13 protein-coding genes and 2 pseudogenes are annotated in these 15,561 nt (G+C 62.2%); 12 read left to right on the top strand and 3 right to left on the bottom strand.

The annotated features are described in order from the left end of the window. Positions 1–178: 178 nt before the first annotated feature. From exaC to ACDI39_RS13755, 10 genes and pseudogenes are all read left to right on the top strand, one after another. Positions 179–1,699 carry an acetaldehyde dehydrogenase ExaC gene (gene exaC / locus ACDI39_RS13710; protein WP_225788715.1) on the top strand — a complete coding sequence of 507 codons (1,521 nt, stop codon included), beginning with the start codon at positions 179–181 and terminating at the stop codon, positions 1,697–1,699. Positions 1,700–1,882: 183 nt separating this feature from the next. After that, the gene (eat, locus tag ACDI39_RS13715) at positions 1,883–3,334 is read left to right on the top strand and encodes an ethanolamine permease (protein ID WP_225788716.1); all 1,452 of its coding nucleotides are present in this window, start codon (positions 1,883–1,885) and stop codon (positions 3,332–3,334) included. Between the two features lie 49 nt (positions 3,335–3,383). Further along, a complete protein-coding gene (locus ACDI39_RS13720; protein WP_225788717.1) occupies positions 3,384–4,778 on the top strand; it encodes an ethanolamine ammonia-lyase subunit EutB in 1,395 nt (464 codons plus the stop codon). Positions 4,779–4,787: 9 nt separating this feature from the next. After that, positions 4,788–5,606 (top strand): ethanolamine ammonia-lyase subunit EutC, encoded by an 819-nt coding sequence (gene eutC / locus ACDI39_RS13725; RefSeq protein WP_225788718.1) that lies wholly within the window; start codon positions 4,788–4,790, stop codon positions 5,604–5,606. 103 nt (positions 5,607–5,709) lie between these two features. Continuing rightward, positions 5,710–6,168 carry a GNAT family N-acetyltransferase gene (locus ACDI39_RS13730; RefSeq protein WP_225788719.1) on the top strand — a complete coding sequence of 153 codons (459 nt, stop codon included), beginning with the start codon at positions 5,710–5,712 and terminating at the stop codon, positions 6,166–6,168. Positions 6,169–6,498: 330 nt separating this feature from the next. Then, entirely contained in the window at positions 6,499–7,146 is a 648-nt protein-coding gene (locus ACDI39_RS13735) for a DedA family protein (RefSeq protein ID WP_225788720.1), read from the top strand. A gap of 8 nt (positions 7,147–7,154) precedes the next feature. Further along, positions 7,155–7,970: a M90 family metallopeptidase gene (locus ACDI39_RS13740; RefSeq protein WP_225788721.1), complete on the top strand. Its 816-nt coding sequence runs from the start codon at positions 7,155–7,157 to the stop codon at positions 7,968–7,970. A gap of 93 nt (positions 7,971–8,063) precedes the next feature. Next, positions 8,064–8,591 (top strand): inorganic diphosphatase, encoded by a 528-nt coding sequence (ppa, locus tag ACDI39_RS13745; RefSeq protein WP_225788722.1) that lies wholly within the window; start codon positions 8,064–8,066, stop codon positions 8,589–8,591. A 180-nt stretch (positions 8,592–8,771) separates the two neighbouring features. Next, a complete protein-coding gene (locus tag ACDI39_RS13750) occupies positions 8,772–9,458 on the top strand; it encodes a LexA family transcriptional regulator (protein WP_225788723.1) in 687 nt (228 codons plus the stop codon). Positions 9,459–9,844: 386 nt separating this feature from the next. Beyond that, positions 9,845–10,432 (top strand): annotated as a pseudogene (locus ACDI39_RS13755) (tyrosine-type recombinase/integrase); the annotation flags it as partial. On the opposite strand, the gene katG reads toward ACDI39_RS13755, so the two are convergent. Then, a complete protein-coding gene (gene katG, locus ACDI39_RS13760; RefSeq protein ID WP_225788724.1) occupies positions 10,432–12,582 on the bottom strand; it encodes a catalase/peroxidase HPI in 2,151 nt (716 codons plus the stop codon). The pseudogene ACDI39_RS13755 and the gene katG overlap by 1 nt on opposite strands. A gap of 354 nt (positions 12,583–12,936) precedes the next feature. Between katG and ACDI39_RS13765 the strand changes: the two are divergent. Together ACDI39_RS13765 and ACDI39_RS13770 are read left to right on the top strand one after the other, a co-directional pair. Then, positions 12,937–13,077, top strand: a pseudogene (locus ACDI39_RS13765) (IS3 family transposase); the annotation flags it as partial. Positions 13,078–13,340: 263 nt separating this feature from the next. Then, positions 13,341–14,315 (top strand): alpha/beta fold hydrolase, encoded by a 975-nt coding sequence (locus ACDI39_RS13770; protein ID WP_225788725.1) that lies wholly within the window; start codon positions 13,341–13,343, stop codon positions 14,313–14,315. Between the two features lie 51 nt (positions 14,316–14,366). Here ACDI39_RS13770 and ACDI39_RS13775 read toward each other — a convergent pair whose 3' ends face one another. Together ACDI39_RS13775 and ACDI39_RS13780 are read right to left on the bottom strand one after the other, a co-directional pair. Beyond that, on the bottom strand, positions 14,367–15,116 hold the full coding sequence (locus tag ACDI39_RS13775; protein WP_225788726.1) for an SDR family NAD(P)-dependent oxidoreductase: 750 nt from the start codon (positions 15,114–15,116) through the stop codon (positions 14,367–14,369). Then, positions 15,116–15,538 (bottom strand): MerR family transcriptional regulator, encoded by a 423-nt coding sequence (locus tag ACDI39_RS13780; protein WP_225788727.1) that lies wholly within the window; start codon positions 15,536–15,538, stop codon positions 15,116–15,118. Before ACDI39_RS13780 ends, ACDI39_RS13775 begins: the two co-directional genes overlap by 1 nt. Positions 15,539–15,561 lie beyond the last annotated feature (23 nt).

Raw genomic sequence — 15,561 nt, forward strand, 5'->3', positions numbered from 1 at the left:
CTGTGTCGGAAACGGTACAAAGTGTCACGGCGAGCGTACCAGGGTAGGCACAACGGTCTGTCAGTCTCATCACCAATTTCGCATAACTCATTGATTATAAGAGGGCTCTGAGCGCTGGCCCGACCTTTGCTCTACGCTTTTCAACTCCATCACAAACACAATAGCCAGGAGACACACCATGCGTTACGCACATCCCGGTACCGAAGGCGCGAAGATTTCCTTCAAGAGCCGCTACGGTAACTACATCGGTGGTGAGTTCGTTCCTCCGGTCAAGGGTGAGTACTTCACCAACACCTCGCCGGTGAACGGCCAGCCGATCGCCGAATTCCCCCGCTCCACCGCCGAGGACATCGACAAGGCGCTGGACGCCGCCCATGCCGCCGCCGACGCCTGGGGCCGCACCTCGGTGCAAGAACGCTCGAACGTCCTGCTGAGGATCGCCGACCGCATCGAGCAGAACCTGGAAGTCCTGGCCATCACCGAGACCTGGGACAACGGCAAGCCGATTCGCGAGACCCTCAACGCCGACATCCCCCTGGCGGTCGATCATTTCCGCTACTTCGCCGGCTGCATCCGCGCCCAGGAAGGCGGCGCCGCCGAGATCAACGAAAGCACCGTGGCCTATCACATCCACGAACCACTGGGCGTGGTCGGGCAGATCATCCCGTGGAACTTCCCACTGCTGATGGCCGCCTGGAAGCTGGCGCCGGCCCTGGCCGCGGGCAACTGCGTGGTGCTCAAGCCGGCCGAACAGACCCCACTGGGCATTACCGTGCTGCTCGAGCTGATCGGCGACCTGCTGCCCAAGGGCGTGCTCAACGTGGTGCAAGGCTATGGCCGCGAGGCCGGTGAAGCCCTGGCCACCAGCAAGCGCATCGCCAAGATCGCCTTCACCGGCTCCACCCCGGTCGGCTCGCACATCATGAAGTGCGCCGCCGAGAACATCATCCCGTCCACCGTGGAGCTGGGCGGCAAGTCGCCGAACATCTACTTCGAAGACATCATGCAGGCCGAGCCGAGCTTCATCGAGAAGGCCGCCGAGGGCATGGTGCTGGCCTTCTTCAACCAGGGCGAGGTGTGCACCTGCCCGTCGCGAGCGCTGGTGCAGGAGTCGATATACCCGCAGTTCATGGAAGCGGTGATGAAGAAGGTCCAGCAGATCAAGCGTGGCGACCCGCTGGACACCGAGACCATGGTAGGTGCCCAGGCGTCCCAGCAGCAGTTCGAGAAGATCCTCTCCTACCTGGAGATCGCCGAGAAGGAAGGCGCCGAGTTGCTGACCGGCGGCAAGGTGGAAAAACTCGAAGGCAGCCTGGCCACCGGCTACTACATCCAGCCGACCCTGCTCAAGGGCAACAACCGCATGCGCGTGTTCCAGGAAGAGATCTTCGGCCCGGTGGTCAGTGTCACCACCTTCAAGGATGAAGCCGAGGCCCTGGCGATCGCCAACGACACCGAGTTCGGCCTTGGCGCCGGCGTCTGGACCCGCGACATCAACCGCGCCTACCGCATGGGCCGTGGCATCAAGGCTGGTCGCGTATGGACCAACTGCTACCACCTGTACCCGGCGCATGCCGCGTTCGGGGGCTACAAGAAGTCCGGTGTCGGCCGCGAAACCCACAAGATGATGCTCGACCATTACCAGCAGACCAAGAACCTGCTGGTGAGCTACGACATCAACCCGCTGGGCTTCTTCTAACGAACAGCCTCGAGCTGCAAGCGACAAGAAAAAGCGGACCGTGCACAGGCCTGCTTTTTCTTGAAGCTTGTAGCTTGAAGCTTGCGGCTCGCAGTTCGCAGCTGAATGGCCCGCTTCCTGCACGACCAATCACCATGGGCTGGAAGTCCCTCCGGCCATCAAGAAAAACAACAGGTGAACACTATGCCAAGCGATCATTCCGCCACCGGCACGCCGGTGAGCGCTTCCGTCGATTTCGAAAAAGTCGATGCGGACTATTTCCAGCACCGCCAGCTGAAAAAAGGCGCGGCGGGCTGGATCCTGCTGGTGGGCCTGGGCGTGGCCTACGTGATTTCCGGCGACTATGCCGGCTGGAACTTCGGCCTGGCCCAGGGCGGCTGGGGCGGCATGTTCCTCGCCACCTTGCTGATGGCCACCATGTACCTGTGCATGTGCTTTTCCCTGGCCGAACTGTCGTCGATGATCCCCACCGCCGGCGGCGGCTACGGTTTCGCCCGCAGCGCCTTCGGGCCCTGGGGCGGCTTTTTGACCGGTACCGCGATCCTCATCGAGTACGCCATCGCCCCGGCCGCCATCGCCACGTTCATCGGCGCCTACTGCCAGTCGCTGTTCGGCATCGGCGGCTGGATGGTCTACCTGGCGTTCTATATCGTCTTCATCGGCATCCATATCTTCGGTGTCGGTGAAGCGCTCAAGCTGATGTTCATCATCACCGCCGTCGCCGCGATCGCCCTGGCCGTGTTCCTGGTGGGCATGGTGCCCCATTTCGATGCAGCCAACCTGTTCGACATCGCCCAGACCGACGCCGCTGGCGCCAGCGCCTTCCTGCCCTTCGGCTATGTCGGCATCTGGGCGGCGATCCCCTACGCGATCTGGTTCTTCCTCGCCGTCGAAGGCGTGCCACTGGCCGCCGAGGAAACCAAGAACCCACGGCGCGACCTGCCACGCGGCCTGATCGGCGCCATGCTGGTGCTGCTGGCCTTCGCCCTGCTGATCCTGGTGGTCGGGCCTGGCGGTGCCGGTTCCGAGGCCCTGAAAGCCTCCGGCAACCCGCTGGTCGAGGCGCTGGCCAAGGCCTACGGTGGTTCCACCTGGATGGGCGGCTTCGTCAACCTGGTCGGCCTGGCTGGCCTGATCGCTAGTTTTTTCTCGATCATCTACGCCTATTCGCGGCAGATCTTCGCCCTTTCCCGCGCAGGCTACCTGCCGCGCAAACTCTCGGAGACCAACAAGAGCAAGGCGCCAGTGCTGGCCCTCGTCATCCCGGGGATCATCGGTTTTTGCCTGTCCCTGACCGGCCAGGGCGACCTGCTGATCCTGGTGGCGGTGTTCGGTGCCACGCTGTCCTACGTGCTGATGATGGCCGCGCACATCACCCTGCGCATCCGTCGCCCCCGGATGGAGCGTCCGTACCGCACCCCAGGCGGCATCTTCACCTCGGGCCTGGCCCTGGTGCTGGCCTGCCTGGCGGTGGTCGCGGGCTTCCTGGTCGACCCTCGGGTGGTGATTGGCGCCGCGGTGATCTATGGAGTATTAATTGCCTACTTCGCCTTCTACAGCCGCCACCACCTGGTGGCCGGGACACCGGAAGAGGAATTCGCCGCGATCCAGAAAGCCGAAGAGGCCCTGCACTGATCGCCGTCTTACGCCGCGGGCCAGCCCCGCGGCGCCCTGGAGATTCTGTATGGCAAGTTTCGTACACACGGTGGGCAACCAGGTCTACCGCTTCGACAGCCTCAAGGAAGTCATGGCCAAGGCCAGCCCGGCACGCTCGGGCGACTACCTGGCCGGTGTCGCGGCCAGCAACGACGGCGAGCGGGTCGCCGCGCAGATGGCACTGGCCGACATCCCGCTCAAGCACTTCCTCAACGAGGCGCTGATCCCCTACGAAGACGATGAAGTCACCCGGCTGATCATCGACAGCCACGACGCCGAGGCCTTCGCCCCGGTCAGCCAACTGACGGTCGGTGGGCTGCGCGACTGGCTGCTGAGCGAGGCGGCCGACGAGGACAGCCTGCGCGCCCTGGCCCCAGGCCTGACGCCAGAGATGGCCGCCGCGGTGTCGAAGATCATGCGCGTCCAGGACCTGGTCCTGGTGGCGCAGAAGATCCGTGTGGTCACGCGCTTTCGCGGCACCATGGGCCTGCGTGGGCGGCTGTCGACCCGCCTGCAGCCCAACCACCCGACCGACGAGCCCGCCGGTATCGCCGCCAGCATCCTCGACGGCCTGCTGTACGGCAACGGCGATGCCATGATCGGCATCAACCCGGCCACCGACAGCATCGCCTCGATCTGCGCCCTGCTGGAGATGCTCGACGCCATCATCCAGCGCTACCAGATCCCCACCCAGGCCTGCGTACTGACCCACGTCACCACCTCGATCGAGGCGATCAACCGGGGTGTGCCGCTGGACCTGGTGTTCCAGTCCATCGCCGGCACCGAGGCCGCCAACGCGGGCTTCGGCATCAACCTCAACGTGCTCCAGGAAGGCTACGAGGCCGGGCTGTCTCTCAAGCGCGGTACCGTGGGGCAGAACCTGATGTACTTCGAGACCGGCCAGGGCAGCGCCCTGTCGGCCAACGCCCACCACGGCGTCGACCAGCAGACCTGCGAAACCCGCGCCTACGCCGTGGCCCGGCACTTCAAACCGTTCCTGGTCAACACCGTGGTCGGCTTCATCGGCCCGGAATACCTGTACAACGGCAAGCAGATCATCCGCGCGGGCCTGGAGGATCACTTCTGCGGCAAGCTGCTCGGCGTCCCCATGGGCTGCGACATCTGCTACACCAACCATGCCGAAGCCGACCAGGACGACATGGATACCCTGCTGACCCTGCTGGGCGTGGCCGGGATCAACTTCATCATGGGCATCCCCGGCTCCGACGACATCATGCTCAACTACCAGACCACCTCGTTCCACGACGCGCTCTACGCGCGCCAGACCCTGGGCCTTAAGCCTGGCCCGGAGTTCGAGGCCTGGCTGGAACGTACCGGCATCTTCACCCAGGCCGATGGCCGGATACGCTTTGGCGACAACCTGCCGCCGGCGTTCCGCCAGGCCCTGGCACAGCTTGCATAGGGAGTGACCATGGACCCACGCACACCCGCCCATGACAACCCCTGGCTGGCCCTGCGCAACCTGACCCCGGCGCGCATCGCCCTGGGCCGTACCGGTATCAGCCTGCCGACTGGCGCCCAGCTGGACTTCCAGTTCGCCCATGCCCAGGCCCGCGATGCCGTGCACCTGCCCTTCGACCATGCTGGCCTGCGCAGCCAGCTCGCCGACCGGGGTCGCGACAGCCTGCTGCTGCACAGCGCCGCCAGCGACCGTCACCAGTACCTGCAGCGCCCCGACCTGGGCCGGCGCCTGAACGAAGACTCGGCCCAGCGCCTGCGCGAGCATGCCCAGGCCCACCCCGGTGGGGTCGACCTGGCGATCGTGGTCGCCGACGGCCTCTCGGCCCTGGCCGTGCATCGCCATACCCTGCCCTTCCTCGCCCGCTTCGAGGAGCAGGCCGCCGCCGACGGCTGGACCAGCGCCCCGGTGGTGCTGGTGGAACAGGGCCGCGTGGCGGTGGGCGATGAAGTCGGCGAGTTGCTCGGCGCACGCATGACGGTGATGCTGATCGGCGAACGCCCCGGCCTGAGCTCGCCCGACAGCCTGGGGCTGTATTTCACCTACGCGCCCAAGGTCGGCCTGACCGACGCCTATCGCAACTGCATTTCCAATGTACGCCTGGAGGGGCTGAGCTACGGCATGGCCGCCCACCGCCTGCTGTACCTGATGCGCGAGGCCTGCCGCCGGCAGTTGTCGGGGGTGAACCTGAAGGACGAGGCCGAGGTGCACAGCCTCGAGACTGAAAGCGCCACAGGTAAAAGCGGCAACTTCCTGCTTGGAGAAGAGTAAAAAACATGTCACGCCGGGCGGATTGCGCTTCCCGGCTGCTTTGGGCAGCATCTGAAGCGGCTGGCAATCCGCTGTTTCCCCACATGGACTCTGAGGGCCGCACATGCGCATCATCAAGGCAACCCTGGAACACCTCGACCTGCTGACCCCGTTGTTCGTGAAATATCGCGAGTTCTACGGGCAACTGCCCTACCCCGACAGCTCGCGCAGTTTCCTGGAAAAGCGCCTCAAGCGTGGTGAGTCGGTGATCTACCTGGCCCTGCCGGATGACGAAGAGGGCCGCCTGCTGGGGTTCTGCCAGCTCTACCCGAGCTTCTCGTCGCTGTCGCTCAAGCGTGTGTGGATCCTCAACGACATCTACGTGGCCGAAGACTCCCGCCGCATGCTGGTCGCCGACCACCTGATGCGCGAAGCCAAGAAGATGGCCAAGGAAACCAATGCCGTGCGCATGCGCGTGTCCACCAGCAGCGACAACGAGGTGGCGAAGAAGACCTACGAGTCGATGGGGTTTCACAAGGACACCGAGTTCGAGAACTACGTGCTGCCGATCAACCAGGATTGAGGCGGTACGGGCAGTTGGGGCCACATCGCGCCCCATCGCCGGCAAGCCGCTCCCACACGGCCCTGCAAATCGCATCATGCGTGATCGACTCGAACCCTGCGGGAGCTGGCTTGCCAGCGATGGGCTGCAAGGCAGCCCCAGTGGGCCTGACTGACATTGAACCCCGTAATCCGCCGCTACAAACTCTCCGGGCACATTCCTGGCATCGCCGTATAATGCCCTTCCTGTCATGTGTGAAAATTTACCTCCCGCCGGTAAACAAACCTACGCCCTTGGCATTGTCCGTCATCGCGCGCCCGTAGCTGCGGGTCAAGAACACAGGTGCTGTACATGGAATTCAACCCGCTGGACCTCATCCTGCATCTCGATGCCTATCTCGATCTGCTGGTCACCAACTATGGTCCCTGGATCTACGCCATCCTCTTCACGGTGATCTTCTGCGAGACCGGCCTGGTGGTGATGCCCTTCCTGCCGGGTGATTCGCTGCTGTTCATCGCTGGCGCCGTGGCCGCTGGCGGCGGCATGGACCCGGTACTGCTCTCTGGCCTGCTGATGGCGGCGGCGATCATGGGCGACAGCACCAACTACGTGATCGGCCGCACGGCTGGGGAGCGCCTGTTCCGCGACCCGAACTCGAAGATCTTCCGCCGCGACTACCTGCAGCGCACCCACGACTTCTACGCACGCCACGGCGGCAAGACCGTGACCATGGCACGCTTCCTGCCGATCCTGCGCACCTTCGCCCCCTTCGTCGCCGGCATCGCCCACATGCACTACCCACGCTTTTTGGCCTTCAGCGTGACCGGTTCGCTGCTCTGGGTCGGGGGCCTGGTGACCCTGGGCTACTTCTTCGGCAACGTACCGTTCATCAAGCAGCACCTGTCGCTGATGGTCCTGGGCATCATCTTCCTGTCGCTGGTACCGATGGTCCTGGGCCTGCTGCGCGGGCGCCTGGGCCGCACGGCCAAGGCCCACTGATCCACGCCATGTGGTCGCTTCGCGCCTGGCGCCGCCGACGCACCCTGGCCCGTTACCCGGTCGACCCGCAGCTGTGGCAAGTGGTCCATGAACGCCTGCCGCTGCTCGACGGCCTCAGCGACGAGGAAGACCGCTGGCTGCGCGAGGCCTGCGTCCTGTTCCTGCACGACAAGCACCTGACCACCCTGCCAGGCGTGGAGCTGGACGACGAGCAGCGCCTGTTCCTCGCCGCCCAGGCCCAGTTGCCGCTGCTGCACCTGGGGGACCTGGACTGGTACCAGGGCTTCCACGAGATCATCCTCTACCCCGATGACTTCAAGAGCCCCCAGCGCCACCGCGACAGCAGCGGCGTCGAGCATACCTGGGACGCCGAGCACAGCGGCGAGGCCTGGCAGCAGGGGCCGGTGATCCTGGCCTGGCCCGGGGTGCTGGCCAGCGGCGGCTGGGAGGCCTACAACCTGGTGATCCACGAGTTGGCGCACAAGCTCGACATGCTCAACGGCGACGCCAACGGCCTGCCGCCCCTGCACGGCAGCATGCGCGTGGCAGACTGGGCCACGGCCATGCAGCAGGCCTACGACGACCTCAACCGCCAGCTGGATGCCAACCCGGACGCCGAGACGGCCATCGACCCCTACGCGGCGGAAAACCCCGCGGAATTCTTCGCCGTCACCAGCGAGTACTTCTTCAGCGCGCCCGACCTGCTGCACCAGGCCTACCCCCAGGTGTACGGACAACTGTCGCTGTTCTACCGCCAGGATCCGCTCGCGCGCCTGGCCAGGCTGCAGGCCGAACACCCGGACTACCGCGAAACCCACGCCTGAGGCCCCCGCACATCCGGCCGGGCGTGGCATGCCCTGTCGGAATGTGCCTATAATCGCCGCCACTTTTTTGGTCAAACATGGGGGCACTGCCCAATGAGCTACAGCAAGATTCCGGCTGGCAAAGACCTGCCGAACGACATCTACGTCGCCATCGAGATCCCGGCCAACCACGCGCCGATCAAGTACGAGATCGACAAGGACAGCGACGCCCTGTTCGTCGACCGCTTCATGGCCACCCCGATGTTCTACCCGGCCAACTATGGCTACATCCCCAACACCCTGGCTGACGACGGCGACCCGCTGGACGTGCTGGTCGTGACCCCCTACCCGGTCGCCCCGGGTTCGGTCATCCGCGCCCGCCCGGTCGGCGTCCTGCACATGGACGACGAAAGCGGTGGCGACGCCAAGGTCCTGGCCGTTCCGCACGACAAGCTGAGCCAGCTGTACGTCGACGTCAAGGAATACACCGACCTGCCCGCCCTGCTGCTGGAGCAGATCAAGCACTTCTTCGAGAACTACAAGGATCTCGAGAAAGGCAAGTGGGTCAAGGTCAAGGGCTGGGAAGGCGCCGATGCCGCCCGCGCCGAGATCACCAAGTCGGTCGCTGCCTACAAGGGCTGACCGCCGGCTCGCAAGGCCCTGCCTCGGCAGGGCTTTTTTGTGGGCCTTGGGTTTTCGGCGTGAGCAGTAAAAACTCCTACGCAGTCCTAGGCGCACTCCTACAATCACCCCGTTTTCGTACGTAACGCCTCAACCACGGGTTCATTTCCCCGCCGGCAGCCGCTCGCTAGACTCGGCTCCATGAATACCTCCGGTGACCGTCTCAAGGCCCTGCTCCAGGAATGCGGCCTGACCCCTTCCGATTTCGCCGCCCAGCGTGGCGTCACGCCCCAGCACGTCAACAATTGGTTCAAGCGCGGGGTACCGCTGGCGCGCCTCGAAGAGATCGCCGACCTGTTCTGCGTGCAGCGCCGCTGGCTGCGCAGCGGCGAAGGCGCCAAGCACCCCAGCCCCCTCCTGCGCCAGCCACTGCGCTGCCCGGCGCCGGTCGACGCCCCACCTCTCTCGTCCCTCCGGGAAGGGCGCCAACTGCGCATCCCGCTGCATGCCCTGCGCGACGGCCGCCTCGAACCGCTGGGCAAACGCCACCTGCGCCTGCCTGCGCAGACGCTCAAGGCCCTGGGCATCGCCCGCAAGAATGTCATCGGCCTGGCCATACCCTCCGCGAGCATGGCTCCCGTCATCCCCTCGGACGCCATCCTGGCCATCGACCGCAGCCTGACCCAGGTCATCGATGGCGAAACCTATGCCCTGCTGCACAACGGCAAACTGCGGGTCCACCGCCTGAGCCTCGGCCACCACGACACCCTGTACCTGCACAATCACACGCTGGAGCGCTACACACCGTCCCAACGTCAGGCACAGGGTATGGTGATCCTCGGCTGGGTGTTCCACTGGTCGTGCTTCAGCCAGCAGCGCCCTGTCTGAAACACCTTACGCCATTTTTTGCTGGGCAACCTGCACCAGCCCTAGTATGCTACGCGGCACATTTTGCCCCGACCGGCCAAAGGCCGCGCTCCAGAGGGCCTGGCGACGCCTCACACAGCCGTCCGCCATCTTTCCAGGCCTCGATGGCCATACCGATTAAGGCGGTTGCGGCTTACCAAAAATTAGCCAAGACCGTCCCCGAGAAGCCGGCCACAAGCCGGCTTTTTAATTTTCCGAATAAATCCAACAACATCCTACAGCCTAGTATTTACGCGGCCTCCAGCATACCATCTGTCCCATAGCGTCCGATAAGCATCTACAAAATCCTCGCCCAAAGTGTGGGTCAAAGTGTGGGTCATGGGGTGTGGGTCAGGAGGAAAAACAGAATGGGAAAACTAACCAGCAAGACAGCCGAGTCCCTGGCCAAAGCGGCAATGCCAGGAAAAACTAACGACGGTGACGGGCTTTACTTCCAGGTGTCGAAAAGCGGGGCATCCAGTTGGATTTTCCGCTACAAGCTGGACGGCCGAAGCCGAGAGATGGGGCTGGGCCCTTTCCCCACCATTCCTCTTAGTGCAGCTCGTCAACTTGCCGCCGAGCAACGCAAGATACTGGCAAGCGGAGCAGATCCACTTGCCACCCGCGATGCCGAAAGAGAAGCCAAGCGCGAAGCCGAGCGGCAAACTGCGGCACGGCGCAAGACGTTCGAAGATCTCGCACGTGATCATCTGCAAGCACATGGCGGCAGTTGGTCCGAGAAATGGCGCAAAGGCTGGATGAGAAAACTGGAGCTCTATGCATTCCCCATCATAGGGGCGCTTTCGGCGGATGCGATCCAAACTGAGCACGTGGTTAACGTGCTACGCCCAATCTGGTCCACCAAGACTCGTACTGCTGACGAAGTTCGCGGCCAGATCGAGCAAGTATTAGATGCGGCGAAAGCTCTCAGCCTACGCACAGGCGCCACTCAGGCTTAGGTCAGGTCGAAACGATCCAGGTTCATCACCTTGGTCCAAGCGGCGACGAAGTCCTTCACCAGCTTCTCCTTACCGTCGGAGCTGGCGTAGACCTCGGCATAAGCACGCAGTATCGAATTGGAGCCGAACACCAGATCATTACGAGTAGCGGTGTACTTCACCTGCGCGTCCTTGCGGGTACGACCTTCGAAAACCTCGTTGCTGTCATCGGTAGCCTTCCATACGGTGCCCATGTCCAGCAGGTTGACGAAGAAGTCGTTGGACAGCACGCCGACCTTGTCGGTGAACACGCCACGCTGGCTACCGTCGTGGTTGGCGCCCAGTACGCGCAGGCCGCCGACCAGCGCGGTTAGTTCCGGCGCAGTAAGGGTCAGCATCTGCGCCTTGTCGATCAGCATCGACTCGGTCGGCACCCCAAGATTACCCTTGTTGTAGTTACGGAAGCCATCGGCTACCGGCTCCAGCACATCGAAGGATTCAACATCCGTCTGATCCTGACGCGCATCGACACGGCCCGCTGCGAACGGTACGTCCACCGTGACACCCGCAGCCTTGGCCGCCAGCTCGACACCGACATTGCCAGCCAGCACGATGACATCGGCAAGGGATGCTTTACCGGATGCCTGCTGGATTTCCACCAGTTTCGGCAGCATCTTTAGCGCCCGTTGGTTGACCGCCCAATCCTTCTGCGGAGCCAGAGCGAGGCGCGCACCATTGGCACCGCCGCGCTTGTCACCGCCGCGAAAGGTCGAGGCAGACGCCCAGGCCGCAGACACCAGATCACCCACCGACAGACCGGAGGCTGCGATCTTCGCCTTCAGATCGGCGATATCGGCAGCAGTCGGGTTGTGGGTGGCGGCAGGAAGCGGGTCTTGCCAGATCAGGTCTTCTTTCGGCACTTCCGGGCCAAGGTAACGCGCTTTCGGCCCCATGTCGCGGTGGGTCAGCTTGTACCAGGCGCGGGCAAAGGCATCAGCGAACGCCTGTGGATCTTCGTAGAAGCGCTTGGAAATCTTGCCGAACTCCGGGTCGAAACGCAGACTGAGGTCGGTGGTCAGCATGGTCGGTTTGTGAAACTTACCGGCTACATGCGCATCAGGAATAATCTCCGGCGCGTCCTTGGCCACCCACTGCTTGGCACCAGCCGGCGACTGGGTCAATTCCCATTCGAACTTGAACAGGTTTTCGAAGAAGTTGTTGCTCCACAGCGCCGGGGTTTTCGTCCAAGTTACTTCAAGGCCGCTGGAGACAGTATCCTTGCCGAAACCGCTGCCGAAGTTGCTGGTCCAGCCCAGCCCCTGGGCTTCGATTGGCGAGCCTTCCGGCTCCGGGCCTTTGTGCGACTCAGGGGCAGCGCCGTGACACTTACCAAAGGTATGGCCGCCAGCGATCAAGGCGACGATCTCTTCGTCATCCATGGCCATGCGGTAGAAGGTCGCGCGGATATCCTTGGCGGCCTCCAGATAATCTCCGCTGGCGTTGGGACCTTCTGGATTCACATAGATCAGCCCCATGTGGGTCGCGCCGAAAGGCGCCGTAAGCTCACGCTCATCGTTGACCCGCATGGGATCTACACCAAGCCAGGCAACTTCGGCGCCCCAGTTGACGTCCTGATCCGGTTCCCACACATCCTCACGGCCACCAGCGAAACCGAAGGTACGGAACCCCATGGACTCAAGCGCGACGTTGCCAGCCAGGATGTAAAGGTCAGCCCAGGAAATCGACTGACCGTACTTCTGCTTGATCGGCCACAGCAAGCGGCGCGACTTGTCGATATTGACGTTGTCCGGCCAGGAATTCAGCGGCGCGAAGCGCTGCTGTCCGCGACCGCCGCCGCCGCGACCATCCGTGGTGCGATAGGTACCAGCCGAGTGCCAGGCCATACGAATGAACTGCGGACCATAGTGGCCGAAGTCGGCGGGCCACCAATCCTGGCTGTCGGTCATCAGCTTGACCAGATCGGCCTTCAGCGCCCTGTAATCGAGCTTCTTGAATGCTTCGGCGTAGTTGAACTTCTCGCCCAGGGGATTGGATCGGTCGGAATGCTGATTGAGCAGGTCCACACGCAACTGGTTCGGCCACCAATCTTTGTTGGTCGTGCCACCACCAGCAACGTGATTGAATGGACATTTACTTGGGTTCGACATGGTGCTCCCCTTCTAGTCAACGGATCGGCTCTAATGAATTCGGCCGACAATAAGACAGGCTCTGGTCTATCCCCCTGAGTGGACAGACCCATTGGGCTGAATGTGCCCCTAAGATAGAAAAGCGCCAGAGCCTTAGACACCTCTACCTAGGGGCGCCCGGCTAACATCAAGGTGTGTGGCTCTCATACTTTGGTTTATCCGCACCAGATACTCACAGCTTTTTCGATCCAGTAAATGATGGTCAGCACCTCGAAAGGCTTGCTCAGGAATGCCAGGGCACCTGTTGCAAGCAGCTGTTGCACGTTAACAACGTTGGGTAATGCGGTAATAAAAATGATCGGCGGAACGCACACTTGGTCAATTCAGCCAGCACTAGCCCGCGAGATGGCTTCAGTTGCACTGCTAATGACGCCTTGGCGTAGCAAGCCTAAGGGACGGGTAATCGTGCATTCCGATCAGGACAGCCAATATGGCGGTGTTGACTGGAAGCGTTTCCGCACTGTGGTCTGTTCCGATCTAACTACAAACTGGGTTGGGTTAGCTTATCTAACGTCTATGCGCTCCAGCTCTTGCACACCCACACGAAACCTAAGTATGGCGCTTCGATACCCATGGACGATGGTGGAGGTCCCCGCCCGGCGAATAGGGTTTGTCTACCGGCACTCCAGCCTTCAAAACGATCAAGGCGTCAATTTGAGGGCGTGATACGGCCGGCCCCAATTCGCCGTACGAGCGGCACTCTGACGAGAGCTTTCACCATGACTGAAGAGACCAAAGGAACCACACGCCGCGCCTTGACGAGCGCTAGCGTAGCGGCTGCCACGCTGGCCATGGCTGTTCCCGTATTAGCGGGTCAGCCGGGCAACGCCCAAGTCGCCCCGACAACAGACCCTCGCAAAAATCAGGGTTCGGGCTACCTCACCCTGCGCGATGGAACACAGCTGTTCTACAAAGACTGGGGCAACGGCCAACCAATCGTTTTTCACCACGGCTGGCCACTCTCAGGGGATGACTGGGACAATCAGATGCTGTTCTTTTTAAGCAAAGGCTACCGCGTAATTGCCCATGATCGCCGCGGTCACGGACGCTCGTCCCAGACGGCGAAAGGCAACGATATGGACACCTACGCCGCCGACCTGGCGGAGTTGGCCGCACATCTGGATCTGAAAAATGCCGTGCACATTGGACATTCTACCGGCGGAGGCGAGGTTGCCCGCTACGTCGCCCGCCATGGCGCCGGTCGGGTCGCCAAAGCTGTGCTGGTCGGCGCCGTGCCACCGATCATGCTGCGCACCGACAAAAACCCCGGCGGTCTACCGCTGAAGGTGTTCGATGGCTTCCGCGAAGCGCTCGCTGCCAATCGCGCAAACTTCTACCGAGAGGTGGCGGCAGGTCCCTTCTATGGCTTTAACCGCCCGGGCGCCAACGTCTCTGAAGCGGTGATTAGCAACTGGTGGCGCCAAGGTATGAGTGGAGGGGCTAAAGCTCACTACGACTGCATCAAGGCATTCTCGGAAACCGACTTCACAGAAGATCTGAAGCAGATCGCCGTACCGACCCTCGTACTGCATGGTGAAGACGACCAGATCGTTCCCATCGAAAACTCTGCGCGTCTCTCCATCAAGCTACTTCGACATGGCACTCTCAAGACCTACCCAGGCCTGCCCCACGGCATGTGCACCACTCACGCCGAGACCATTAATGCGGACCTGCTGGCCTTCATCCAGGGCTGAAGCCTATACGCGTCAAAGGCCCAGGGCTTGATGCTCTGGGCCGTTTCTCATTCAGAGCTGCGACAGACCGCCATCGACACACAGGTCAACGCCGGTGATGAAGCTGCTATCTTCCGAAGCTAAGAACAGCACTGCATTTGCGACCTCTTCAGGGTGTCCAAGACGGCCGAGCGGGATCAGGCTCGAGACCTGCTTTTCGAACTCATCAAACTGCGTCTCTGCGATTCCCATCTTGCCGATAATCGGCGTATGTACCGGGCCGGGACTCAAGCAGTTGACCCGAATGTTCCTCCCCTTGAGCTCTGCAGCCCAGCTACGCGCGAACGAACGCACCGCAGCCTTGGTAGCGGCATACACTATGTGAGCGTCCAGTGCTTTCAGGTGTGCAATGGACGAGACCAGTACGATTGAGCCTCCATCACGCAGCAGTGGCAGCGCTTTCTGAATGGTGTAGAAAGCGCCCTTGACGTTGATATCGAACTGTTCGTCGAATTGACCTTCATCGACTTGGGCACCCAATGCCGGACGAATGATTCCAGCATTGGCGACCAGCACATCCAGACGTCCGAAGCGCTCGCCAACCTGTCGATACAGTGCGTCCAGGTCTTCAGCTCGACTGGCGTCCGCGCAAATGCCAAGGGCATTTTCACCGATGATGCTGACCGCCTCCTGTACAACTTCCGAGCGGCGCCCGGTGATGACCACCTCGGCACCTTCCAGAACGAATCGTTGCGCGGTAGCCAGTCCGATGCCGCTGTTGCCCCCCGTGACCAATGCGACCTTATCTTTCAACTTTCCCATCATTTCTCCAACGTGACTTGCGAATGAACTCGTTCGAAAAGTCGCAAATCGGGAGTGCGCAGTAGGTCCTTCTGCAGAGGCAGATAGCGCCCTATTTTTTCCGCCAGACGGCTACGGCGTTCGGCCAGTTGGACTTGGAGCGCGTCCAGAGCGGCCAACTTTTCCAGATGCTGCTGCAGGCAGGCGAGGAATCCTTCACTGTCCTCTTCCTCCTCCAAGTACTGCAACAGGCCGTGGATCTGTCGGGTACTGAAGCCACACTCAAGCAGTTCTCGAATCCAAAGCACGCGTTGCACCATGGACGTGGCGTAATCGCGATAGCCATTGTCTAGTCGCGACGACTCGATCAGCTGCCGAGATTCGTAGTGGCGAAGCGCACGTGTACTGACGCCAGCGCGTAGAGCCAGCTCTCCGATTTGCATGTCAACCTCCGATAGATGCAACT

It is taken from the genome of Pseudomonas sp. Tun-23181 (assembly GCF_057415455.1).

Excerpts from the sequence above, each read along its gene's own strand:
- eat (WP_225788716.1), top strand. The coding sequence starts at position 1,883 with ATGCCAAGCGATCATTCCGCCACCGGCACGCCGGTGAGCGCTTCCGTC.
- ppa (WP_225788722.1), top strand. The coding sequence starts at position 8,064 with ATGAGCTACAGCAAGATTCCGGCTGGCAAAGACCTGCCGAACGACATC.
- ACDI39_RS13775 (WP_225788726.1), bottom strand. The coding sequence starts at position 15,116 with ATGGGAAAGTTGAAAGATAAGGTCGCATTGGTCACGGGGGGCAACAGC.
- ACDI39_RS13750 (WP_225788723.1), top strand. The coding sequence starts at position 8,772 with ATGAATACCTCCGGTGACCGTCTCAAGGCCCTGCTCCAGGAATGCGGC.
- ACDI39_RS13730 (WP_225788719.1), top strand. The coding sequence starts at position 5,710 with ATGCGCATCATCAAGGCAACCCTGGAACACCTCGACCTGCTGACCCCG.
- ACDI39_RS13740 (WP_225788721.1), top strand. The coding sequence starts at position 7,155 with ATGTGGTCGCTTCGCGCCTGGCGCCGCCGACGCACCCTGGCCCGTTAC.
- katG (WP_225788724.1), bottom strand. The coding sequence starts at position 12,582 with ATGTCGAACCCAAGTAAATGTCCATTCAATCACGTTGCTGGTGGTGGC.
- ACDI39_RS13780 (WP_225788727.1), bottom strand. The coding sequence starts at position 15,538 with ATGCAAATCGGAGAGCTGGCTCTACGCGCTGGCGTCAGTACACGTGCG.
- exaC (WP_225788715.1), top strand. The coding sequence starts at position 179 with ATGCGTTACGCACATCCCGGTACCGAAGGCGCGAAGATTTCCTTCAAG.
- ACDI39_RS13735 (WP_225788720.1), top strand. The coding sequence starts at position 6,499 with ATGGAATTCAACCCGCTGGACCTCATCCTGCATCTCGATGCCTATCTC.
- ACDI39_RS13720 (WP_225788717.1), top strand. The coding sequence starts at position 3,384 with ATGGCAAGTTTCGTACACACGGTGGGCAACCAGGTCTACCGCTTCGAC.
- ACDI39_RS13770 (WP_225788725.1), top strand. The coding sequence starts at position 13,341 with ATGACTGAAGAGACCAAAGGAACCACACGCCGCGCCTTGACGAGCGCT.
- eutC (WP_225788718.1), top strand. The coding sequence starts at position 4,788 with ATGGACCCACGCACACCCGCCCATGACAACCCCTGGCTGGCCCTGCGC.